General features: G+C 56.9%; 20 protein-coding genes and 2 tRNA genes. 14 read left to right on the top strand and 8 right to left on the bottom strand.

Annotated features, from left to right (window positions below):
- Positions 1-48 precede the first annotated feature (48 nt).
- A complete protein-coding gene (locus tag AA74_RS0118265) occupies positions 49-1,545 on the top strand; it encodes an NCS1 family nucleobase:cation symporter-1 (RefSeq protein ID WP_008499855.1) in 1,497 nt (498 codons plus the stop codon).
- A 102-nt stretch (positions 1,546-1,647) separates the two neighbouring features.
- Positions 1,648-2,964: a guanine deaminase gene (gene guaD / locus AA74_RS0118260; RefSeq protein ID WP_008499856.1), complete on the top strand. Its 1,317-nt coding sequence runs from the start codon at positions 1,648-1,650 to the stop codon at positions 2,962-2,964.
- Here the strand turns inward: guaD and uraH are convergent.
- Together uraH and uraD are read right to left on the bottom strand one after the other, a co-directional pair.
- The gene (gene uraH / locus AA74_RS0118255; RefSeq protein ID WP_008499857.1) at positions 2,944-3,267 is read right to left on the bottom strand and encodes a hydroxyisourate hydrolase; all 324 of its coding nucleotides are present in this window, start codon (positions 3,265-3,267) and stop codon (positions 2,944-2,946) included. The two genes, guaD and uraH, sit on opposite strands and share 21 nt — an antisense overlap.
- Positions 3,264-3,764, bottom strand: a complete 501-nt coding sequence (gene uraD / locus AA74_RS0118250) for a 2-oxo-4-hydroxy-4-carboxy-5-ureidoimidazoline decarboxylase (protein WP_025912966.1) — start codon at positions 3,762-3,764, stop codon at positions 3,264-3,266. The genes uraH and uraD overlap by 4 nt, the downstream gene beginning before the upstream one ends.
- 239 nt (positions 3,765-4,003) lie before the next feature.
- Between uraD and hpxO the strand changes: the two genes are divergently transcribed.
- The 3 genes from hpxO to AA74_RS0118235 are packed head-to-tail and all read left to right on the top strand — an operon-like array spanning position 4,004 to position 7,157.
- Entirely contained in the window at positions 4,004-5,158 is a 1,155-nt protein-coding gene (gene hpxO, locus AA74_RS0118245; protein WP_025912965.1) for an FAD-dependent urate hydroxylase HpxO, read from the top strand.
- Positions 5,159-5,172: 14 nt separating this feature from the next.
- Positions 5,173-6,210, top strand: a complete 1,038-nt coding sequence (gene hpxD / locus AA74_RS0118240; protein WP_025912964.1) for a molybdenum cofactor-independent xanthine hydroxylase subunit HpxD — start codon at positions 5,173-5,175, stop codon at positions 6,208-6,210.
- 11 nt (positions 6,211-6,221) lie between these two features.
- The gene (locus AA74_RS0118235; RefSeq protein ID WP_025912963.1) at positions 6,222-7,157 is read left to right on the top strand and encodes a PDR/VanB family oxidoreductase; all 936 of its coding nucleotides are present in this window, start codon (positions 6,222-6,224) and stop codon (positions 7,155-7,157) included.
- 44 nt (positions 7,158-7,201) lie between these two features.
- Here AA74_RS0118235 and AA74_RS0118230 read toward each other — a convergent pair.
- Positions 7,202-7,289, bottom strand: a tRNA-Ser gene (locus AA74_RS0118230).
- 278 nt (positions 7,290-7,567) lie between these two features.
- On the opposite strand from AA74_RS0118230, the gene AA74_RS0118225 reads away from it, so the two are divergent.
- From AA74_RS0118225 to AA74_RS0118200, 5 genes are all read left to right on the top strand, one after another.
- Entirely contained in the window at positions 7,568-8,704 is a 1,137-nt protein-coding gene (locus tag AA74_RS0118225; RefSeq protein ID WP_025912962.1) for a D-alanyl-lipoteichoic acid biosynthesis protein DltD, read from the top strand.
- Positions 8,705-8,832: 128 nt separating this feature from the next.
- Positions 8,833-9,951: an MBOAT family O-acyltransferase gene (locus AA74_RS0118215; RefSeq protein ID WP_025912961.1), complete on the top strand. Its 1,119-nt coding sequence runs from the start codon at positions 8,833-8,835 to the stop codon at positions 9,949-9,951.
- The gene (locus tag AA74_RS0118210; RefSeq protein WP_025912960.1) at positions 9,948-11,381 is read left to right on the top strand and encodes an AMP-binding protein; all 1,434 of its coding nucleotides are present in this window, start codon (positions 9,948-9,950) and stop codon (positions 11,379-11,381) included. The genes AA74_RS0118215 and AA74_RS0118210 overlap by 4 nt, the downstream gene beginning before the upstream one ends.
- A 17-nt stretch (positions 11,382-11,398) precedes the next feature.
- Entirely contained in the window at positions 11,399-11,617 is a 219-nt protein-coding gene (locus AA74_RS0118205) for an acyl carrier protein (RefSeq protein ID WP_008499867.1), read from the top strand.
- A gap of 155 nt (positions 11,618-11,772) precedes the next feature.
- A complete protein-coding gene (locus AA74_RS0118200) occupies positions 11,773-12,609 on the top strand; it encodes an alpha/beta fold hydrolase (RefSeq protein ID WP_025912959.1) in 837 nt (278 codons plus the stop codon).
- 101 nt (positions 12,610-12,710) lie between these two features.
- Here the strand turns inward: AA74_RS0118200 and AA74_RS0118195 are convergent, their stop codons facing one another.
- The 3 genes from AA74_RS0118195 to AA74_RS0118185 form a co-directional block, all read right to left on the bottom strand.
- Positions 12,711-12,968 (bottom strand): YjhX family toxin, encoded by a 258-nt coding sequence (locus AA74_RS0118195; RefSeq protein WP_021240841.1) that lies wholly within the window; start codon positions 12,966-12,968, stop codon positions 12,711-12,713.
- Between the two features lie 290 nt (positions 12,969-13,258).
- Positions 13,259-13,346: transfer RNA gene (locus AA74_RS0118190), tRNA-Ser, on the bottom strand.
- Positions 13,347-13,476: 130 nt separating this feature from the next.
- Positions 13,477-15,105, bottom strand: a complete 1,629-nt coding sequence (locus AA74_RS0118185; protein ID WP_025912958.1) for an ABC transporter substrate-binding protein — start codon at positions 15,103-15,105, stop codon at positions 13,477-13,479.
- 270 nt (positions 15,106-15,375) lie between these two features.
- Here AA74_RS0118185 and yccA point away from each other — a divergent pair, with 270 nt between their 5' ends.
- The gene (gene yccA, locus AA74_RS0118175; protein WP_021240844.1) at positions 15,376-16,035 is read left to right on the top strand and encodes an FtsH protease modulator YccA; all 660 of its coding nucleotides are present in this window, start codon (positions 15,376-15,378) and stop codon (positions 16,033-16,035) included.
- A 56-nt stretch (positions 16,036-16,091) separates the two neighbouring features.
- Here the strand turns inward: yccA and AA74_RS0118170 are convergent, their stop codons facing one another.
- Positions 16,092-16,568, bottom strand: a complete 477-nt coding sequence (locus AA74_RS0118170) for a hypothetical protein (RefSeq protein WP_008499906.1) — start codon at positions 16,566-16,568, stop codon at positions 16,092-16,094.
- Complete coding sequence (locus AA74_RS0118165; RefSeq protein ID WP_008499907.1) at positions 16,565-17,317, bottom strand: winged helix-turn-helix domain-containing protein; 753 nt, start codon at positions 17,315-17,317, stop codon at positions 16,565-16,567. The genes AA74_RS0118170 and AA74_RS0118165 overlap by 4 nt, the downstream gene beginning before the upstream one ends.
- Before the next feature lie 308 nt (positions 17,318-17,625).
- Here AA74_RS0118165 and AA74_RS0118160 point away from each other — a divergent pair, with 308 nt between their 5' ends.
- From AA74_RS0118160 to AA74_RS0118150, 3 genes are all read left to right on the top strand, one after another.
- Positions 17,626-18,369 (top strand): fimbrial protein, encoded by a 744-nt coding sequence (locus AA74_RS0118160; protein ID WP_025912957.1) that lies wholly within the window; start codon positions 17,626-17,628, stop codon positions 18,367-18,369.
- Between the two features lie 75 nt (positions 18,370-18,444).
- Complete coding sequence (locus AA74_RS0118155) at positions 18,445-18,951, top strand: CS1 type fimbrial major subunit (protein ID WP_025912956.1); 507 nt, start codon at positions 18,445-18,447, stop codon at positions 18,949-18,951.
- Positions 18,952-19,023: 72 nt separating this feature from the next.
- Positions 19,024-21,741, top strand: a complete 2,718-nt coding sequence (locus tag AA74_RS0118150) for a TcfC E-set like domain-containing protein (protein ID WP_025912955.1) — start codon at positions 19,024-19,026, stop codon at positions 21,739-21,741.
- Position 21,742: the final 1 nt, after the last annotated feature.

Raw genomic sequence — 21,742 nt, 5'->3', positions numbered from 1 at the left:
CCGTTTGCACTCCCACTCAACGGGTTTTCATTCACAGGAGCAGGTTTCATGCCAAACAGTCAAAACGCGCAGCAGGGTACGGCCGCTGATTCCGGTGCGGTTTACAGCCCACGTCTTTGCAATGAGGATCTGGCACCGACGCGTGACCAGAACTGGAGCTGGTACAACATCTTTTCGTTCTGGATGTCGGACGTTCACAGCATGGGGGGTTATGTGGTCGCCGCGAGCTTCTTTACGCTCGGGCTGGCAAGCTGGCAGGTGCTGCTCTGCCTGCTGGTGGGGATTTGCATCGTGCAGCTGTGCGCCAACCTGGTGGCCAAACCGAGCCAGATGGCGGGCGTGCCCTATGCGGTGATCAGCCGACAGGCGTTCGGCGTGTTCGGGGCCAATATCCCGGCGGTGATCCGCGGGCTGATTGCCTTCGCGTGGTACGGGATTCAGACCTATCTCGCCGCCAACGCCCTGATGCTGGTGGCGCTGAAGTTCTGGCCATCGCTCTCTTCACTCACTACCGGCGCATTCCTGGGCCTGTCGCATCTGGGTTGGATCTGCTTTGCCATTATGTGGGTCCTGCAGGCGATGGTCTTCTGGCACGGCATGAGCGCCATCAAGCGCTTTATTGATATCGCCGGTCCGGCGGTCTATGTGGTAATGCTGGCCCTTGCCGGCTGGATTGTATACAAGACCGGTTTTGACGGCATCTCCTTTACCCTCGCCAGCAAATCCCTGAGCGCGGGCGAGCAGACCTGGCAGATGATCACCGCCACGGCGCTGGTGGTCTCCTACTTCTCCGGCCCGCTGCTCAACTTTGGGGACTTCTCCCGCTACGGCAAAAGCATGGGTGAGATCCGCCGCGGCAACCGCTGGGGGCTGCCGTTTAACTTCCTGCTGTTCTCCATCGTCACCGTGGTGATTGTCTCCGGCACCCAGTCGCTGTTTGGCCGCATGATCACCGATCCGATCGAAACCGTCAGCCGCGTGGGCAACGATCTGGCCGTGGCGATTGGCCTGCTGACGATGATCACCGCTACCATCGGGATCAACATCGTCGCGAACTTCGTCTCCCCGGCGTTTGATTTCTCTAACTGCTCGCCGCAGAAGATCAGCTTCCGCACCGGGGGCATGATTGCCGCCGTCGGCTCGATCCTGCTTACCCCGTGGAACCTGTTCAACTCGCCGGAGCTTATCCACTACACCCTGGACGTGCTCGGGGCGTTTATCGGCCCGCTGTTCGGCATCCTGATCGCCGATTTCTACCTGATTAAACGCGGCAAGGTGTCGGTTGACGATCTGTTCGACGACACGCCAAAGGGCAAATACTGGTACCGCAACGGCTTTAACCCGAAAGCCATTGGCGCGCTGATCCCGTCCGTTGCCGTGGGCCTGGTCATCAGCTTTATCCCGGCCCTGCATGAGGTGGCAAACTTCAGCTGGTTTATTGGCGTCTTCCTCGGCGGCGTCACCTACCGCTGGCTGGCGCGGGAAGAGCGCGAGACGGCAGGCGCGACGTCGTTTGGCTCCCGCGTGGCGACGCAAAAAGAGTAACCCCTCCCCTCTGGCCGCAGCGTATCTGCGGCCCGTTCATTCTGGCACCGTTCTTGCTGAGCTTTCCCACCCCGCTACGCAAACACGAAGGCAGGAACCATGATGGAATACCAGACTGCGATACGCGGTGCATTTTTTGATATTGCCCGGGTCTGCGACAGCGCAGACGCCATTGCCCGGCACGCGCGCTACCTTGAGGACGGCCTGCTGTTTATCCGGAACGGAAAAATTCTGGCGCAGATGCCGTGGCAGGAGGGCGAGCAGTATCTTGACCCCCACAAGGGCTACACCGACCTGCGCGGCAGGCTGCTGCTGCCCGGCTTTGTCGACACCCACGTCCATTACCCGCAAACGGAGATGATCGGCGCCTTTGGCGAACAGCTGCTGGAGTGGCTGACCACCTACACCTTCCCGGTGGAGAGCCAGTTTGCCGATGAGGCCTACGCGAAAGAGATCGCCGAATTTTTCATACAGCAGCTGGTGAGCAACGGCACCACCACCGCGCTGGTGTTTTGCACGCTGCATCCGCAATCGGTCGAGGCGCTGTTTACCGAGGCCCTGCGCCTCAACATGCGCCTTATCGCCGGAAAGGTGATGATGGACAGGCACGCGCCGGACTACCTGAGCGAAGACGCAAAACAGAGCTACCGGCAGACGCGGGCGCTGATCCAGCGCTGGCATCACCGTGGGCGGCTGGGCTATGCGATAACGCCGCGCTTTGCCCCGACCTCATCACCCGAGCTGCTTGCGGCGGTCAGCCTGCTCAGAGAGGAGTTCCCGGACACCTGGCTGCAGACCCACCTGAGCGAAAACCCCAACGAAGTGGCCTGGGTGAGCGATCTCTGGCCGGAGCATGAACGCTATCTCGACGTGTATCACCACTACGGCCTGACCGGCGAGCGCAGCGTGTTTGCCCACGCGATCCATTTGCACCACAGCGAGTGGCAGTGTCTGCATGACACCGGCTCGGCGGTGGCGTTTTGTCCCACCTCAAACCTGTTTCTCGGCAGCGGGCTGTTTCGCCTGCCCGCCTGCTGGCAGCACAGGGTGCGGATGGGCATCGGCACCGACGTCGGCGCGGGCACCACCTTCAGCATGCTGCGCACCCTGGGAGAGGCCTACAAGGTCGGCCAGCTTCAGAGCTATCGCCTGCGCGCCAGCGAGGCGTTTTATCACGCCACGCTGGGCGGCGCGCACGCCCTCCGGCTGGACGATAAGATTGGTAACTTCGCGGCAGGCAAAGAGGCGGATTTTGTGGTTATCGACCCCAACGTCACGCCGCTGCAGCGCCTGCGCAATCGGCGCTGTCAGGATATCTACGAGCAGCTTTTCGTGCTGATGACCCTGGGCGACGAGCGCAACATCAGCGAGACCTGGGTCAACGGCGAGCGGGTATGGTCAGCTGCCCCGGTAGGTTGACCACCCGCCGGGGGCAATCACAAACGGCAGATGGAAGTGTTCGTCTGCCGTTTCTCCCGTGACAAACTCAATGTGCGCGCAGGGATAGATCGTCTTCCGGCCGGTATCGCTAAACCACGCCCCGATCTCCGCCACCAGCCGATAGCGGCCCGCGGGCAAAGAGGGGACAAACGCGGCGATGCGCCCCTGGGCGTTGGTCACGCCCGTGGCGAGCGTCTTCCCGTCCTGTTGCAGATGAACCGTCACGCCCTCCGCGGGCTTGCCCGTCGAAATATCGAGAATATGGGTGCTGAGTGTGCTCATTCGTGGATGACTCCTTCCAGGCGCAGCAGCGTAATTTCCCGCAGCTGTTCCAGCGCGGCACGGATTTCCTGCGCGTCGCTGTTCTCCAGCCGCGCGTGCAGGGCCTGTAATATCTCCTCGCCGCTGCGGCCCTTCGCGCGGATCAGAAAGACGCGTCCAAAGCGGGCTTCGTAGCGGGCGTTGCCTTCACGCAGCGCCCGGGCAAGAGCATCATCGCGGTCATTCACCGCCCCCTGCTCCTGGCGCGACAGCGCCGCCTCCGCCGCTGAACCCGCTGGTTTTTCCCCGATGCGCGGATGGGCGCTCAGGGCTTGCGCCAGCGCCGCTTCGTCCCAGTTTTGCATCAGCGATTTCGCCGTACTGAACAATTCGTCCCGGCTGGCGTAAGGCCGCCCGTGAACCAGCGCATCGGCCCAGCGGGGAAGCGCCACGCAGGGGTGAATCAGCGCTAACGCCTGTTCATGGGGAAGATGATTGAAGTCGTGCAGTGCGATCATAGTGTCTCCTTTATTGTCCTTCTCCAGGCTATTGCACAAACCACGCCACCCTGAGCACAGGCGTGAAACAGTCGATTCCACAAGGTCGACCAGGAAATTTTTGATTCATAAAAAGGCACGCTCACCGCGTTTACGCACCTTAGCAGTGCAAACGTCTCCCTTACAACGCCGTTTTCGCCATGCTGCAGCCTGGTACGCAAATTGCTGACTGTCTTTACACCCTGCAAAAGGAGAGAAGCATGAAAGCAATCGTTATTGGCGCGGGTATTGGCGGCCTGAGCGCCGCCGTCGCGCTGAAGAAAGCGGGCATCGACTGTACCGTGTTTGAAGCCGTAAAGGAGATCAGGCCCGTCGGGGCGGCCATCTCCATCTGGCCTAACGGCGTGAAATGCATGCAGCACCTCGGCATGGGCGACATCATCGAGACCTGGGGCGGGCCGATGCGTTTTATGGCCTACAAGGATTACCGGCGCGGCGATACCCTGACCCGCTTTAGCCTTGCCCCGCTGGTTGAGCGTACCGGCGGCCGCCCCTGCCCCGTCTCGCGCGCTGAGCTTCAGCGCGAAATGCTGGACTTCTGGGGTCGCGACAAGGTGCAGTTCGGCAAGCGCGTCGAAGGCGTCCATGGAGACGACGCGGGCGTGAGCGTGACCTTCACCGATGGCACCACCGCCGCCGGGGATTTCCTGATTGCCGCCGACGGCAGCCACTCGGCGGTTCGCCCGTACGTGCTGGGATACACCCCGGAGCGCCGCTACGCGGGCTATGTGAACTGGAACGGGCTGGTGAAGATTGACGAAGAGATCGCCCCGGCTCACCAGTGGACCACCTTCGTTGGCGAAGGCAAACGCGTGTCGCTGATGCCCGTCTCCGGCGGACGCTTCTATTTCTTTTTTGACGTGCCGCTGCCCGCAGGCCTGGCGGAGGATCGCACCACCCTGCGCGCCGATCTCACGGGCTACTTCCGCGGCTGGGCGCCGCCGGTGCAAAAGCTTATCGCGGCGCTGGATCCTGAAACGACCAATCGGATTGAAATCCACGACATTGAGCCGTTCGACAGCCTGGTGCGCGGCAACGTCGCGCTGCTGGGCGATGCCGGGCACAGCACCACGCCGGATATCGGCCAGGGCGGCTGCGCGGCGATGGAAGATGCCGTGGTGCTGGGGGAATGCCTGCGTGAAAACCACAACATCACGCTGGCGCTGCGGCAGTACGAGGCGCTGCGCTGCGACCGCGTACGCGACCTGGTGCTGAAGGCGCGCAAGCGCTGCGACGTCACCCACGGCAAAGATATGGCGTTGACGCAGGCCTGGTATCAGGAGCTCAAAGAGGAGACCGGAGAGCGCATCATCAACGGTCTGTGCGAGACCATTCAGGGCGGCCCGTTAGGCTGAACGCAAGAGGGACAATGATGAAAAGAGAACCGACCCCACCCGCCCACTGTACGTTTGAGCCAGAGGACTGGCTGCGTCTGGCGAAATGCTGGCATCCGGTCGCGCGCGCCTGCGACGTCGGTCCGGCGCCGGTCAAAGCGACGCTGCTGGATGAGCAGCTGGTGATTTACCGGATTAACGACCAGGTCGTGGTTGCCCGTGACGTGTGCCCGCACCGCGGCGTGCCGCTGACGCTCGGCTTTCACGACGAGCACGGGATTATCTGCCCCTATCATGGCTTACGCTTTGGGGAGGACGGTCGCTGCAACCGCATTCCCTCCAGCCCCGACCAGCCCGTTCCGGCGAAGCTGAACCTGATTAACTACGCGGTCGAAGAGCGGTTCGGGCTGATCTGGACCTGCCTGGCCTTTGATCCGGATAACCCCGCGCCGCTGCCCGCCATGCCGCACTGGGATGACGACGGATTTCAGCAGATTAACTGCCCGGCGTTTGAGGTGAACGGCTTCGCCGGACGTCAGGTAGAGGGTTTTCTGGACGTGGCGCACTTTGCGTGGATCCACACCGAAACCTTTGCCGACCCCAATAATCAGCTTGTGCCTGCATATCAGCCACAGGAGACGCCGTTCGGCTTCGTGGCGGATTACTGGAGCGCCGTGAGCAACTATCCCGCCAGTTCCCCCGTGCAGGCTCCGGAAGGGTTCCAGTGGCTGCGCCATTTTGAAATGCACCTGCCGTTCACCGCCACCCTGACGATTCATTTCCCGGGTGAATCGCGGCTGGTGATCATGAACGCCGCGTCGCCGGTGTCATCGCGCGTGACCCGCATGTTCGCCCCTATTGCCCGCAATTTTGACCTGCATATTCCGGTGGAGGATGTACATGCCTTCAACCTGCGGATTTTTGAAGAGGATCGCCTGATGGTGGAAACCCAGCGCCCGGAAAACCTGCCGCTGGACCTGACGCTGGAAGCGCATATCCCCGCGGATAAAAGCTCGATTGCCTACCGTCGGGGGCTGAAGAAAATGGGCTTTGGCGAGTTTTTCCTGGTATGACGGAGGCCAATATGCTGAGCGTAATTGTTGACGGGCTGTGGCGCGAGGGCGACAAAAGCCTCGCCGTCAGGCTGGTGGCTGATAACGGCGACGCGCTGCCGGCGTGGCAGCCCGGGGCGCACGTTGATGTCCACCTGCCCTGCGGCGTGGTGCGCCCGTATTCCCTGACCGGAGCATGTGGGGACGAGAGCTATCTTATTTGCGTGGGGCGTGAAACCGCCTCGCGCGGCGGGTCGCGCTACGTTCACGAGACGCTGCGTCCCGGGCAGAAGCTGATGATATCGGCTCCGCGCAACCTGTTTCCGCTGCAGCAGGCAGAGCGGGTTTTGCTCCTGGCGGCGGGGATTGGCATTACGCCGCTGTATGCGATGGCCCTGCAGCTGAAGGCGACCGGAACGCCGTTCACGCTGCATTATTACGTCAGAAACCGGGAAAGCGCGGCGTTTGAGCGCGAACTCTCCCGGCTCGGTTGGTGCCTCATTCATACCACCAGCCCGCGCACAGTGCTGGCGGCACATCTCCCGGTGGCCGAATCGGGCCTTCACGCCTGGGTCTGTGGTCCGGCAGGTTTTATGGAAAAAGTGCGTGAGGTGGCGGCGGCAAAGGGATGGGATGACGCCCATCTTCACAGCGAGGCGTTTCAGCCCGCAGCGCCCGACGCAGGCGGTGAAGCCGGGGAGATCTTCACGGTCAAACTGGCCTCCACCGGGGAGCGCTGGCCGGTGCCTGCGGATAAAACCATCGCCCAGGTGCTGCAGGAAAATGGCGTGGCGGTCCCGCTTTCCTGTGAGATGGGGATCTGCGGCGCCTGCCTGACGCCGGTGATTGACGGCGTGGTGGATCACCGGGATAGCGTGCAGTCGGAGGCGGAAAAAGGCGCAACGGACCAGCAGGTGGCGCTGTGCTGTTCGCGAAGCTATTCCGGGGAGCTGGTGATTGGGCTGTAAAACGAAAAAACCCTGCGATATTGCTATCGCAGGGTTTTCAAATTTGGCGGAAGCGTAGAGATTCGAACTCTAGAACCCTTTCGGGTCGCCGGTTTTCAAGACCGGTGCCTTCAACCGCTCGGCCACGCTTCCAAAGTGAGGCGCACTATAAACATCTATTAGCGCCTTGTAAAGCAGGAATTTTTCGATTTTTCCCCACGGGCGTTTGACTGCGCAAAAAGTCACCCAAACGCTGACATCCCCTCACTCTCCGCGACCTTGTACATACCGTAACACAGCAACGCTCATCCTTTTAAATCGCTCTGGTATAGAATGCCACAAAAATAGACGGCCATTTGTTGTGTAATTGTTATTAATCTGAATTTCCGCAGATTTAAGACATTACTGCCATGCAGTGTTACTGGTTGATGATGAAAATCAAAAATACGCTTTGCTTACATTTTCTGATGGCGTTTCTGGCCATTTTGTTTCTTTGTCTTCACCCGCTGGTGGCGAGCTTCGATCCGCCGCTTACCTTCCAGCCGCTGATTAAATCAATGGCGGGCACGCCTAAAGAACAGGCGGAAAAAATTGCCACTATTTCTCATGCCTTAGAAGGGAATGCAATTTTCTTCATTGGTGCGTCTGAAGTTGCGACGTCAGAAGATGAACATTACGCTGTCTATAATTACTTTAATAAGCAATTGCACAAACCCGTCGTGGCGTATGGCGATGCGTTTGTCGATGACGAAACGCAGTTTTTACTGTTCTCACGTTTTAAAAATAGCCTTAACGCAAACAGTAAAGTTGTTTTGCTGCTGGCACCTGACAGCTTTTACTCAAAAGGCCTGCCTCCCGCTATCTATGCCGATAATTTCCCGGGTTCTGTTTTTAATCCTTTGATGAAGGATCAGCAGGCACGCCCAATATTGGTTAATTATTTAAAACATATTGAGAGTAAAGAAATAAGCCATTTAACCTTTGGCCAAATGCGTGTCTTTGGCTGGCACCCCGATCTGATATGGGACGAGGTGAGTTTCCAGTTTGCCAACGTCTGCACCCTGATAAAAAACGACTGGCTGGCGCTGCTTCACGTCACGCCCCGGACGGAACAGCCGTGGCCGCCACAGCCGACCACCCACATTGCCCCTGACTGGGATAAAGAGCTGGCGAATGCCCGCGAGTTAAATAAAAAACGCCAGCAGAGCGCGGCCACCCTGTGGATGGACAAAACGATTTACGAGGAGGACGGTACGCGGCAGCAGTGGGATGACACGCCGGTCGTGCCTGCGCAAATCGCCGCCTTCAGTAAAACCGTCCAGCTGCTTAAAGAACACCACGTGCAGGTGATTGCTATCGTCGACCCGGTTAACCCCTGGGCGCTTTACAACACCGATACCTTCCGCCCGGTGGATAAGCAAATTAAAACCATTCTGGAAAAGAACCAGATCCCGTATTTAGATATGTACGCCATGCCTTATCAGAATGGCTGGAACTGGGATCGTTTGCACCCTTCCGAACTGGCCTGGGTTCCTATGATTCGCTTTATTGCACAGAGCTTTAAATAATGAAAATCGCGATCCGTCTTTTTTTCCTTTATCTCCTGCTGGCGATCACCATCGTCGCGTGGACCTCTGTCGATGACAGTATGAGTATGCAGCTGCATTTTGAATATCAAAAGTTCTGAGGCCGAATGATGTATAGCTCAGGAATGTTTTTTGTCTGTTTGTTTTCATCCGCCCTGGCGTTTGCGCTGGTCAATCGCCTATTACGCCATCGCCTGACGTATTTATCGGCATTATCCGTCATGGCCGCATTAGGCTGGGGCTATATTTTTCAGGGTGATTACCGTGTTCCCGCGGTCGTTTTTATCAGTTTTTATCTAGTCGCCGCGTTAAAAGAAAAAGGATGGTTAAAAACCTGGCAGGCGATTGTGTTAACGCTGCTTCCTTTATTTTTGGTGAAATTGCACCTTAATCATCATCTCGGCATGATCGGCCTCTCTTTTATGACGTTCCGCGCGGTGGACGTGCTGCTCTATCGCAGTAAAAAAGAAGGGCAGAATTTCCTGCGCTATTTCTGCTATCTGTTTATGCCCTTTATTATTCTGGCAGGCCCAATGTACCGCTGGCGGACATGGATGAACGACGTCAGCAAGCCCGTCTTTGCCCTTAACCGCGAACAGTTTTTAGTGGCGCTGGAGCAAATCATTACCGGCATTATCCAAAAGTTCTTGTTTGCCATGCTGGTTGATTCGCTGGTCGTACAGCCCTGGAGCCATAAGCCGTTTACGCTGACCGTGGGCGTGGTGATGTCAGTTGCCTATAGCGCCTACCTCTACTTTGATTTTGCGGGCTACAGCAATATGGCCATCGGTGCGGGCCGCCTGTTTGGGCTCAACATCCCGGCAAACTTCAATATGCCGCTTCTGGCAAAGAACCCGCAGGATTTCTGGCGCCGCTTCCACATCAGCCTGTCTGAATGGCTGCGCGATGTGGTCTTTATGCCCGTTTATATGAACCTGATGAAGTTTAACTTTTTCCGTCAGAACAAAACGCTGGCGCAAAATATCGGTATTTTCTGCACCCTGTTTTGCATGGGGGCATGGAATGGCCTGGAACGCCATTACGTCATCAGCGGCGCGCTGTTTGGCGCCATTTCAGTCGCGCACAACATGCTGCTGTGGTCAGCCAAACGCAGCCCGGCGTTGCACCGCGGGTTGCAGTATCCGGCTGTTGCGTTTTTAGGGCGCATTCTGACGCTGGGAAGCGCCGCGGGCGCCCTTTACATCTTTAGTGGAATGTCACCTCTATGAAAAATCTCTCCGATCTTCAGGAACTGCAGGATTTCTTGCGTGCGGCATTATGCGATCCCGCCTCCCCGCAGCAACTGGCCATCAGCGGCAGCGACGAAGCCTTAAGCTGGCTGCAGCTTTCCGCTGCCGTGACGGACTGGGCGCAGCGCTATCAGCGTAGCCAGCCTGTTGCCGGTACGCCGGTCGTCTTGTACGGACACCAGCAGGCCGAGTTCGCCGTGGCGATTTATAGCTGCCTGCTGCACAACATTCCGTACATTCCGGTGGACTGCATATACCCGCAGGAGCGCCTGCGGGAGATCTGCCACCTGGCCAGCGCCCCTTACTATTACGATGTCGCGACCCGGCAGTTCATCGCCACCGGTGAGACGGGCAAGGTGCTGGAGGAGCAGGATCTGGCCTACATCATGTTTACCTCCGGCAGCACCGGCAAGCCTAAAGGGGTGCAGATTGGGCGTGAAAGCGTGTGGCACTTCATGAAATGGGTCAGCCAGGACTTTTCGCTGCCGGAAAAACCGGTCCTGATGAACCACGCAGTGTTCAGTTTTGACCTCTCCCTGATCCCTTTGCTGGCGAATCTGGCGATGGGTGGACACATCGTGCTGAACGCCAAAGACGATATTCAGAAAGCGAACTGGCTGGAACGACTGAAAAGCAACGCCGTCTCCGCCTGGGTTTCCACCCCCTCTTTTGCTTACCAGCAGCTGCTTTCCCCGCAGTTCAACAGCGAGTATTTACCTGAACTCAACGTCTTTATCTTCATTGGTGAAGTGTTGAATAAAGCGCTGGTTAAACAGCTTCGCCGCCGCTTCCCGCAGGCCAAAATCATCAACTCCTATGGCCCAACGGAAGCGACCATCGCGACCACCGTGGTCGAGATCACGGATGCGATCATGAACAGCGACAGCGCCGTGCTGCCGGTGGGGGTCATGATGCCTGAGAGCAGAATGGAAATTTCCGCCGAGGGCGAGCTGATTATCTGGGGTAAAAACGTCATGCGCGGCTACCTCGGCCTACCGCAGGAGAACGCAGAAAAATTACTCCGTCGGGAAAATGAAGCATTTCGCGGCTACCGGACCGGCGATCTGGGCTATGAAGCGGGGCTTATTTACTGCCAGGGACGCAACGACAGCCAGGTCAAACTGAATGGCTACCGTATTGAAATCAACGAAATTGAAAACCGCCTGCTGGCGATGTCCGGGATTAACGAAGCGGTGGTGATGCCACTGATGAAACCCTGCGGCAGCGTGCTGCGCATTGCCGCGTTCTGCGTGACGGAACTGGCGCCGGATACCATCAAAACCTCGCTCTCGAAGGTAGTCCCCCACTACATGGTGCCGTCACAAATTATCGTAAAAGACGCTTTGCCGCTGAATCCTAACGGCAAAATTGACCGCAAGCTGCTGGACGCTTACGCCCGCACAAATTAATGACTCCAGGAAAAATTATGGAACAAGAAATTCTCGCCCTGTTCGAAAAAGTGTTATCCCGTAAGGTGGGCTTTCACGATGAGCTGATTGAATCCGACATTCTCGACTCCATCCTGGCGGTCGATATGGTTCTGGAAGTGCAGGACGTTTACGGCTGCATGATCCCGCCGACAGACGTGGCGACGGTGCTGAAAACCCCGGCGGACCTGGCCCGCTATATTGAAGAAAACCGCTAAACGCCCCTGCTGTTAATCCTGTCCTGAAGGCTCTGGCGCATCGCGCCAGAGCCCAGACGCAAAATGAATATCCTTCACCGGAATTAAACCAACCGCTTTTGGGATTTCTCCTACACTTTAGGGGTCGTGTTGTTCTTAACAGAGGAGTCTGCGGTATGGCATTCGTAACCACGAAAGACGGCGTCAACATTTACTACAAAGACTGGGGTCCGAAAGAGGCTCAGCCTATTGTCTTCCACCACGGCTGGCCGTTGAGTGCCGATGACTGGGATAACCAGATGCTCTTCTTCCTGGCAGAAGGCTATCGCGTTATCGCTATCGATCGCCGCGGACATGGACGATCGGACCAGGTGAGTGAAGGCCACGATATGGATCATTATGCGGCCGATGCGTCAGCCGTGGTTGAAAGCCTGGATCTGCACAATGCCGTGCACGTCGGTCACTCCACCGGCGGCGGCCAGGTCGCCCGCTATGTTGCGAAGTACGGCCAGCCGCAGGGGCGCGTCGCCAAAGCGGTGCTCGTTAGCGCCGTCCCGCCTCTGATGGTCAAAACGGAGACGAATCCCGGCGGAACGCCGATCGAGGTCTTCGACGGCTTCCGCAAAGCGCTGGCGACTAACCGCGCCCAGTTTTATCTCGACGTTGCCAGCGGTCCTTTCTACGGTTTTAATCGCGATGGTGCCGACGTTTCGCAGGGTACGATCCAGAACTGGTGGCGTCAGGGGATGATCGGAAGCGCCAAAGCCCACTATGAGGGGATTAAGGCGTTTTCAGAGACCGACCAGACGGAAGATTTGAAAACCATCACCGTTCCCGTTCTGGTGCTGCAGGGCGATGACGATCAGGTTGTGCCGTATAAAAATGCCGCCCTTCTCCAGGACAAGCTGCTGGCGAACAGCGTGCTGAAAATTTATCCGGGCTTCCCGCACGGGATGCATACCACCCATGCGGATACTATCAACGCGGACATTCTGGCCTTTATTCGCTCATAACGCCGCGTTTCTTGCCGGGTGGCGCTGCGCTTACCCGGCCTACGCCACGATATCCCGCTCAATGCATGAACGCCACCCGAGGGTGGCGTTGTTTATTCCGCTTAGCGATTATCCAGCTGGGCGCGAACGTTGTTCAGCCCGGTGGTGTTGATGCGGTAAGGCTGCCCGTTCACGGATCGGATCAGCTTTTTGGTGCGGAGTTTTTTGAAGACGCTGAGCGTGCAGTCGCTCAGCACCAGCCCTTCACGGGTATAGCACTCAACGGACGTGACGCGGCCAGAACTGTCGCGGACGTGCACAATACGTCCACCTTTGGCGAGAACGTGTAAGGTACGTTGTTCCTGACGGGATAAATTCATACTGGAAAACCTGTGTAATCATCATGCGTAAAAACGAGCCCACACCCGCAGGTGCGTGCGTAAGGTTTAAGCGCAGCGATAACCAGTCCGTCCTGAAAAGGGCGGGAAGCTGATTATCTGATGAAAACATTCTCCAGCATCAAAGCCTCGGTAAGCGATGAAAAGGTATTTACGGGGTGAATGATAACGCCGGGGTTTTACAGGGAAATAACCGGGTCTTAAAAATGTGAGGCGGATCGGCTAATCCAAAAGAAAAACCCCAGGTCAACGAGTAACCTGGGGTTTATATCTGGCGGAAGCGCAGAGATTCGAACTCTGGAACCCTTTCGGGTCGCCGGTTTTCAAGACCGGTGCCTTCAACCGCTCGGCCACACTTCCTGAGTGAGGCGAACTATAAACACCTCACCGCGTGCTGTAAAGAGTGCCAGCAATCGTTCGCTGTAAAAATAGTCAAAACGTGTTTAATCGGTTGAACTGACAACACATCGACGATTTTATCAGCACAGGCCTAGTGTTTCTTGATGTACATGTCTTTCGTGTAATAGTACCCCAGCTTGTCCGGCGTAAATCCACCCACCCACGGTTTCACCAGGTGCGTACGGACGTAATGATACACCGGAATGGCGGGCACATCGCGTCCCAGCAGATCTTCCGCCTGCTGGTAGAACTTACCCCGCTCTTCCGTTGTTTTGGCTTTTGCGGCATTCACCAGCGCCTGGTCGTATTCCGGATTGCTGTACTGGCTGGTGTTTTCGCTGTCGCCGGTGCGGAAGTTGTTCAGGAACGTCGCCGCGTCGTCGTAGTCGGCAATCCAGGCGTAACGCACCGCGTCGAAGTTGTGGGTGTGCATGGTATCCAGCATGGTTTTCCACTCCTGATTTTGCAGCTTCGCGTCCACGCCGAGGTTTTTCTTCCACATGGAGCTGGCGGCAATCGCGATGCGCTGGTGCGATTCAGAAGTGTTATAGAGCAGGTTGAAGCTCAGGGGATGGCTTTCGTTATATCCGGCCTCGTTCAGCAGTTTTTTCGCCTCGGCGATGCGCTTGTCCAGCGGCCAGCTGGCGTAATCCGGGTTCTGGAGCTTGACGCCGCCGATGTCCGGCTGGCTGATGAGCCACGCCGGGCGCTGCCCCTGCCCTAATACTTTTCCGGCAATGATGTCTTTATCGAGCGCCATGTTCAGCGCCTTACGCACGCGGGCGTCGTTGAACGGCGGTCGGGTGGTATTGAATTCGTAGTAATAGGTCGCCAGCTGCGGAGACACGTCCAGCTGGCTGCCCAGGGTTTTCTTGAGCTGAGCGAACTGGTTAATCGGCACCGTGTAGACAATATCGATTTCGCCCGCTTTATAGCGGTTCACATCCGAGGCCTCGGACGTGATGGGCAGGTAGGTCACCTTGTTAATCACGGTGTGCGCGTTATCCCAGTAGCGCGGGTTGCGCTCCGCCACAATGCGTTCGTTGACCACCCACTGAGACAGCTTATACGCCCCGCTGCTGACGAAGTGCTCCGGTTTGGTCCACTTTTCGCCAAAGCGGCCAATCAGCACTTTATCCACCGGCACCAGCGACGGGTGCGCCAGCATCGCGAGGAACGCCGCGTTTGGCTGGGTGAGCGTCACTTCCAGCGTGGTGTCGTTAATGGCCTTCACGCCCAGCGTATCGGGCGCTTTTTTCCCCTGAGCGATATCGGCCGCGTTGGCGATATGCATGTTGCCCGGATAGCTCGCGTACGGTGACGCCGTTTTCGGGTCAATCAGGCGCTGCCAGCTCCAGACCACATCCTCTGCGGTAATCGCCGTGCCGTCGCTCCAGGTGATGCCCGGACGCAGATGGAACGTCCAGACGGTGTTGTCCTTGTTCTCCCATTTTTCCGCCAGCCGGGGCTGGACGTCACCCGACGGGGAAACGCTCACCAGACCTTCGAATAAATCACTGATAATATTGAATTCGATGTCGCTTTCGACTTTATGCGGGTCGAGCGAAGCCGGTTCACTGCCATTATTCCTGACCAGTTCCTGTTTATCGGCCAGCGCGGTTCCTGCCGGCACGTTAGCCGCCCAGGTCGCCGTGCTGGCGCACAGGATCCCGGCGGTAAGTAAAGAGAGCGTAAAGCGCGTGCGTGTTTGTGGTTTCATGTCCTTCGCCTTATTGTCTGTTTTTGTGACGATCCGGAAATAACTCTTAGCGGCCTTATGGTAATAACGCAATAATTTTCAGTAACCTATAAGAGGTTGATCTGATTAATCGCGTCAAACCGCTGTTCATACTGGTGAAACGTATTTATGCAGAAGAAACAACCAGGTCCCGCGCTAACCTGCTGAGTAAAGATGGGTAAAACCACTTTGAGAGTGACGCGCCGTTTCCTATTCTTTCCGTTAATTACATCTGTCATAAGAGAGTGACTCATGGATCGTATAATTACTTCCTCACGCGACCGCACATCGCTACTCAGCACCCACAAGGTGCTGCGCAATACCTATTTCATGCTCAGCCTGACGCTGGCGTTTTCGGCGATCACCGCCACCGCCAGCACCGTGCTGATGCTGCCGTCTCCGGGGCTGATCCTGACCCTGGTGGGCATGTATGGCCTGATGTTCCTGACCTACAAAACCGCTGACAAACCGGTCGGTATTCTGTCCGCGTTTGCCTTCACCGGCTTCCTGGGCTACATCCTGGGGCCAATCCTGAACGCGTATCTGTCCGCCGGAATGGGCGATGTGATTGGTATGGCGCTGGGCGGCACCGCGCTGGTGTTCTTCTGCTGCTCGGCCTACGTGCTGACCACGCGTAAGGACATGTCCTTCCTCGGCGGCATGCTGATGGCGGGTGTTGTGGTGGTGCTGGTGGGTATGGTGGCCAACATCTTCCTGCAGCTGCCTGCTCTGCACCTGGCGATCAGCGCCGTATTTATTCTGATCTCTTCCGGCGCGATCCTGTTTGAAACCAGCAACATCATTCGCGGCGGTGAGACGAACTATATCCGCGCCACCGTGAGCCTGTATGTGTCGCTGTACAACATCTTCGTCAGCCTGCTGAGCATCCTGGGCTTCGCCAGCCGCGATTAAGCTGACCTGCTGAAACAAAAAGGAGAATGCCCCCGGCATTCTCCTTTTTTTATGCCTTAATCACCCCGGCAAATATAGGTGGGGTAACGCCGGTCCTGAATCAGCCATACGGAAGGCGAGAGTTCAGAGATCGTGAGATAGTAGCGTGCGGTCGGGCTGGCAAAGCTTCCCCACTGGGCATCAGGGGTGTTGTCATTGTGTCGACGCCAGGTCTTGGTGTAGCTCAGGACAATTACCTTATCATCGTCCCGTCGCTCCCACGTAAAATCCACGTCCCTGTCAACGATCAGGCTCTTACCTTCAGCCTTTGCAGCGCCTTTGTAGGTGGTCAGGCCGGTGCCGTTACGATGAAAATAGAACTGGGCAACGGCATTGACCTTCACTTCATTTGCCTTTCCTTGATTGCGCGTAAAATTAAACTCGGTGCTGCAGGCCAGCGCATCGCGCTTATAGGCTCCGCCGGTGTAGATAAAGAGCGCAAACGCCCCGCCAACGACTGCGCCACCCAGTCCGAACAGAAGTCTGTTTTTCATTCTTCCGCCCCGCTTTTATAGCGAATAGTTTTACACAGGCTGGCTTCACTCACCGGGCAGGCGCCGATGAAAACCTCATCGGCGGCGGCAAGCGAAAAGCGGGCGCTGAAATAATAAATGTTGTACTCCTCGCGCTCGCACGCGACGTTATTTTTCTTCAGCAGCTCGGCCAATTTTGATAACACCAGCGGTCGGCCATGATCGTTGATCACCCAGAGCCGACAGCCAGCTATTTTTTCCTTAACGGGTTTGAGTGTTGCGGGTACGGTTATCTCAAGCTGTCGGCTAAAAAACAGGCTAAACCCCACGACTGACGTCGTTAATACCGCTAAAACCAGCCACCACTTTTTGGATAAACGCTTATATCCTGACGGCTGCTCAACGGACGGCTGAGATACTTCGGGCGTAACGCTCTCTGCGGGCTTAAAAATAACGTCGGCGTCAAAGCGGAATCCAAACCGGGGCACGGTCACGATATAGTCGTGGCTGTCGCCCAGGGCGTGGAAGCTTTTGCGTAATTCACTTACCGCCTTATTGAGGTTATTTCCCGACGGCGTAAAGCCGAACTCCTCCCACACGCGAGTGATCAACTCTTCCCGGCTCAGGTCGCGCCCTTTATGACGAATAAACTCCTGTAAAAGACGAACGGCCGGAGCCGAAAGCGTTAATACAGACTCGGGTTGCCCAACAATACTTATTGCATGTGCTTCAGGATCGAATAACAACGAATTATTGCATATAAAAAACATCTTTTATTCTCGGCTGTTACCGCATGCTTTTTAATCCCTGATACAACGACAAGAAAATCGCCTCCTGAACTGATTGTTTTTTCATCAGAAGGAGTTTTCTCCCCATCCCGGGTCGCGGTATTTTCGCTTAACTATACAACCTTAAAGCCAGGAAAGCAGGATAAAAAACTGTATATAACGAGTTAATTAATACAAATTTTCACAAACCGCTGTTCTGGTTAAAGTTTCCCTGCCCTGAAGCAATACGTTAGCAGAGGGTGTCCCGTTGTGAATGCGCCGGGAATGAACTCAACGCAGGCGGACAGAAAGTGAAACAGAAAAATAGTGTGAATAAGACAACTGCCTTTTATATCGCCGCGCTGTCATTGCCATTTTTCTCAGAAATGGCACTGGCCAATATGAGCGTGTATCCCATGGAACTTAACGTGGATAAGTCCGGTGCGGCGCAAATTAAGGTGGCGTCAAAAACGGATGATATTCAGTTCATTCGGGTGAGGCAAAAGAAAATTCTTAATCCCGGCACGCCCCAGGAAAAAGAGATTGATGTGGCCTCGTGGAAAGAAGGTGGCGTTGTTGTCACACCGGAAAAATTCGCCCTTGCGGCAGGCGCAATGCGCGTGGTTCGCCTGGTATCGCTTGCACCACCGGAAAAAGAGACGACCTGGCGCGTCTATTTTGAAGGCGTAAAGCAGCCTGACAGCATTATTCCGGGCAAGGCAGAAAGCCCTGCGGCGACGGCAAGACTGGGCGTCAATGTGATCTGGGGCGCCCTGATCCATCTCGCACCGGAAAAAAGCGTGGTTTCACTGACGATTGACCCTCTCAGGGGAACGTTAAAAAACAACGGCACGTTGCGCGTGCCGCTCAGGGAGATCGGTGTTTGTGATGCGGATTCATCGTGTAGATGGATTAAAGAAGACGCGACGATTTATCCGGACACCGAACGGAAATTAAAAACGCTCACGAAGGTACAAGGCCAGAAATATAAATTCCGCTACTTCAACTGGCTGAATAAAAGCGCTGAAGAAGCTGATTTACCCGTCGTGCGATAACACGACGCCACCGTAAAAACCCCACAGGGTTTGATTAAAGAGCCAGGGTGCTCATTTGTAAATATGGAGATATCAATGCGTAAGTATTTTAAACCTCTGATGATTGTTGCCGCGATGACCACGTCCGTTAGCGTGCTGGCGATTCAAAAAGATATTACCGTCAACGCCAGCGTTGATTCACAGCTGGATATGACTCAGGCCGATAACACGCCGCTGCCGGCAAGCATCGATATGCAGTACCTGCCTGGCCGCGGTCTGGAAAGCTACCGTCTGAATACCAAGGTGTGGTCTAACTCCGCCACCAGCAACGTGAAAGTCCGTCTGGTGAGCGCCGCGAAGCTGGCGAATGCCGACGGGGCTGAAACCATCCCTATGACGGTGAAGCTGGGCGATAAAACCCTCTCTACCGCAGATGTGGAATACACCGGTACCGAACTGTTCCCGGGGAGCATTGAAAACGGTTCTGCGGTACTGCCGCTGACCATTTCCCAGACCACTAAAGGCATTCTGAAAACCGGTCAGTACAGCGGCGTTGTCAGCCTGATGCTGACGCAGGCGACGACCACGGAAGGCGGTGCGTAACACCACAGCACCTAAGGAATAACGTCAGAGGGTGCCCACCCTCTGACGTCAGGATGATGTCGAGGCTCGTTCATGGCGTTTCACAGAAATACTCTCCTCTTTGTTGCTTTGTTACCCGCTTCCATCCAACTCGCCTGCGCCGGGCTGGCCGTCCCACCAGGTTTTGAAGATCTGGCAAAGACGCAGCGCCTGTGGACTGAGGTGAACCTCTACGGCGAATCGCTGGGCCTTTTTGAAACGGATATCACGCTTGAAACGGTGAGCTTTGTCGCACCTGAGAACGTAGTAGCAGCCATCAAACGGCGGTTTAATGACGCCCCATCCCTCGTTGCCACCGTCTCTGCCGCGCTGGCCGTTCCGCTTGCCCGTAACGGCAACCTGGCCTGCAGCAGCAACGGCTCCGCAGCGGGCTGCGATTACATCGATACCGATCGCGCGGCCATTATTTATGACGAGAATAACGCCCGCATTAACCTGTTCCTGGACAAGAAATTTCTGCCTAAGCAGACGGCAGAGAACGCATGGTATCAGCCCACGCACGGCACCGAAAATGCGCTGATCCATCAACAAAACCTTAACTTCGTTGCCGACAGGGATTATCAGTCGGCCACCGTGCAGGGCAACGGCGCGCTGGCGCTCACCCAGGACGGCTATGTAAATCTCGACTGGACCTGGCTGGGGCAGCGTTCACGCCACCAGCAGCAGCAGGAGGTCACCCTCAACAACGCCTGGTTCCGCCAGGATATCCTGCGTCAGTACTACGTCCAGGCAGGCGAGATGGATACCCGCGATCTGTTCAGCAATGCCGGCGGAAATATCACCCTCAGCCAGCTGCCGCTGGGCAAAATTCGCGGCCTGCGCACGGGTTCAACACGGGCGTGGATGAACCCGGTTCAGCAGTCGAAGGGAACCCCTGTTACCGTGCTGCTTTCCCATGACGCGCGTATCGACGCCCGCCGGGGCAATCAGCTGCTGGCGAGCTTCTATCTGAATGCCGGGGCGCAAACCCTGGACACGCGATCGTTCCCGGACGGAAGCTACACCGTGACGCTCTCCATCTATGAAAATAACCGGCTGACGCGCACCGAGCAGGTGCCGTTTACCCGAACCGGCATTACGCCATTCGACCGCGTCGAGTGGTTCCTGCAGGCGGGCGAAACCGATAATAGCGATCAAAACGAAGAGCGCCGCGCGGTTGCGCAGGCGGGCGTTCGTCTGCCCGTCACCCCGACGCTGGCGCTGACCAGCGGCGCAACGTTCAAGAAAAATCAGCGTTTCCTGGAGAACGCGCTCGACTGGAGCCGGGGCTTCAACGCGGGCCCGATCGATGGCGTGCTGAGTACCCGGTTTAGCTACCTCTACGGCAGCGAAGGCCAGCGCGGCAATATTCAGCAAATCAGCTACAACGACGGTTTTTCTTTGAGCGTCTATCGCAACGCGTTATCCGCTGAAAACTGCAACACCCAAAGCGCGGGATTTGACGCCGTGAATGGCTGTTATCGCACCCTCTCGGTGATGTTCTCCGTCCCGGTCGGCGCCTGGTATGCGAGCCTGGGGTATTCGGATAACCGCAACGAAGGCCGGTACGTTTCACGCCGGGAGCTGCCGGACAGTGACGATCGCCACGATGCGGGTTTGCCGTGGGAATCGGTCTATATGACCCGCTCGCGCACGCGGGCCTGGCAGGCTGGCCTTAGCAATGCCTTCAGCACCCATGGCCTGAACATTAACAGCAGCATTAACCTGTTCATGCGTAACGATGACGCCCGCGAAGGCAGGGATAAAGGCGGCTACCTGAGCGTGAGCCTGTCCATGGCGCATAACCGCCAGGGCGATGCGTCAAGCTACACCTCTCTGGGCGCGACATGGCAGCACCAGCAACGTGAAAAAAACCAGCTGAGCTACAACGTGGCGCATAACTGGTATGCCGATGCCCGCGGCGAAAATGAGTACGGCCTCAGCGCGTCGGGCATTAACAGCGACTCGCTGAATACCTCAGCCTATACGCGCCAGGGCGGACGATATGGCAACGGGAGTCTGACCGTCAGCGACGCCTGGGATCGTCAGGATCGTCGCCATACGCTGAGCAGCAGCGGCAACTACAGCTCGACGTTTGCGCTGTCCCGCTCTGGCCTGTGGCTGGGCCGCTGGAGCGACGGTCGCCCTGCTTCCGCCGTCGCGGTGAACGTGACCACGCCGGAAGATGCTCAGGATCCGCGCGTCGCCGTGTCGCTGGATAACGGCGGCAGTGCCGATATTCCAGGCAATAGCCGCGCCCTCTTCGCGGTGCCGGGCTATCAGCAGACAACGTTGACGGTTAACGAATCGCTGGATGTCTCACGAGGAGCCAGCAGTGAAATCACGCAAGGATCGGGCAGCAGAACGCTGTTTATGGTGCCTGGCAAACTGCTGCGCCGGGACGTGCAAACCACCGCAAGCTACACCTGGCTCGGCCAGTTAACCGACGAGCGTCACTCGCCGTTTATCGGCGGCGTGCCGCTGAACGTGAACGGCTGGAGCGACCTTGGCAACGGCGGGTTTAGCGCCCAAAGCGACGCCCTGCTGCATAACCTCTACCTGGTGCGTCAGCAGCAGTTTTATCAGTGCGCGCTGAACGTGAAGAGTATGCGCGACGTGGTGCGTTATGTCGGGTCGATCCCCTGTAAGGAGTTAACCTTCTCCGCCCTGCCGGATGCCGTCCAGCAGCAGGCACAGCTGATGCTGGCAGGACGGTCGGTCCCTGCTGGACCGACTGCCATGAACACCGATAGCCTCACTAAAGGGAAATGAT

The organism is Enterobacter sp. 5-4, assembly GCF_000612205.1.
GTDB lineage: Bacteria > Pseudomonadota > Gammaproteobacteria > Enterobacterales > Enterobacteriaceae > Enterobacter > Enterobacter roggenkampii.
The sequence above is the reverse complement of the archived record's forward strand: the minus strand, read 5'-3'. Positions and strand labels throughout refer to the sequence as shown.

Excerpts from the sequence above, each read along its gene's own strand:
- AA74_RS0118265 (WP_008499855.1), top strand. The coding sequence starts at position 49 with ATGCCAAACAGTCAAAACGCGCAGCAGGGTACGGCCGCTGATTCCGGT.
- guaD (WP_008499856.1), top strand. The coding sequence starts at position 1,648 with ATGGAATACCAGACTGCGATACGCGGTGCATTTTTTGATATTGCCCGG.
- uraH (WP_008499857.1), bottom strand. The coding sequence starts at position 3,267 with ATGAGCACACTCAGCACCCATATTCTCGATATTTCGACGGGCAAGCCC.
- uraD (WP_025912966.1), bottom strand. The coding sequence starts at position 3,764 with ATGATCGCACTGCACGACTTCAATCATCTTCCCCATGAACAGGCGTTA.
- hpxO (WP_025912965.1), top strand. The coding sequence starts at position 4,004 with ATGAAAGCAATCGTTATTGGCGCGGGTATTGGCGGCCTGAGCGCCGCC.
- hpxD (WP_025912964.1), top strand. The coding sequence starts at position 5,173 with ATGATGAAAAGAGAACCGACCCCACCCGCCCACTGTACGTTTGAGCCA.
- AA74_RS0118235 (WP_025912963.1), top strand. The coding sequence starts at position 6,222 with ATGCTGAGCGTAATTGTTGACGGGCTGTGGCGCGAGGGCGACAAAAGC.
- AA74_RS0118225 (WP_025912962.1), top strand. The coding sequence starts at position 7,568 with ATGAAAATCAAAAATACGCTTTGCTTACATTTTCTGATGGCGTTTCTG.
- AA74_RS0118215 (WP_025912961.1), top strand. The coding sequence starts at position 8,833 with ATGTATAGCTCAGGAATGTTTTTTGTCTGTTTGTTTTCATCCGCCCTG.
- AA74_RS0118210 (WP_025912960.1), top strand. The coding sequence starts at position 9,948 with ATGAAAAATCTCTCCGATCTTCAGGAACTGCAGGATTTCTTGCGTGCG.
- AA74_RS0118205 (WP_008499867.1), top strand. The coding sequence starts at position 11,399 with ATGGAACAAGAAATTCTCGCCCTGTTCGAAAAAGTGTTATCCCGTAAG.
- AA74_RS0118200 (WP_025912959.1), top strand. The coding sequence starts at position 11,773 with ATGGCATTCGTAACCACGAAAGACGGCGTCAACATTTACTACAAAGAC.
- AA74_RS0118195 (WP_021240841.1), bottom strand. The coding sequence starts at position 12,968 with ATGAATTTATCCCGTCAGGAACAACGTACCTTACACGTTCTCGCCAAA.
- AA74_RS0118185 (WP_025912958.1), bottom strand. The coding sequence starts at position 15,105 with ATGAAACCACAAACACGCACGCGCTTTACGCTCTCTTTACTTACCGCC.
- yccA (WP_021240844.1), top strand. The coding sequence starts at position 15,376 with ATGGATCGTATAATTACTTCCTCACGCGACCGCACATCGCTACTCAGC.
- AA74_RS0118170 (WP_008499906.1), bottom strand. The coding sequence starts at position 16,568 with ATGAAAAACAGACTTCTGTTCGGACTGGGTGGCGCAGTCGTTGGCGGG.
- AA74_RS0118165 (WP_008499907.1), bottom strand. The coding sequence starts at position 17,317 with ATGTTTTTTATATGCAATAATTCGTTGTTATTCGATCCTGAAGCACAT.
- AA74_RS0118155 (WP_025912956.1), top strand. The coding sequence starts at position 18,445 with ATGCGTAAGTATTTTAAACCTCTGATGATTGTTGCCGCGATGACCACG.
- AA74_RS0118150 (WP_025912955.1), top strand. The coding sequence starts at position 19,024 with ATGGCGTTTCACAGAAATACTCTCCTCTTTGTTGCTTTGTTACCCGCT.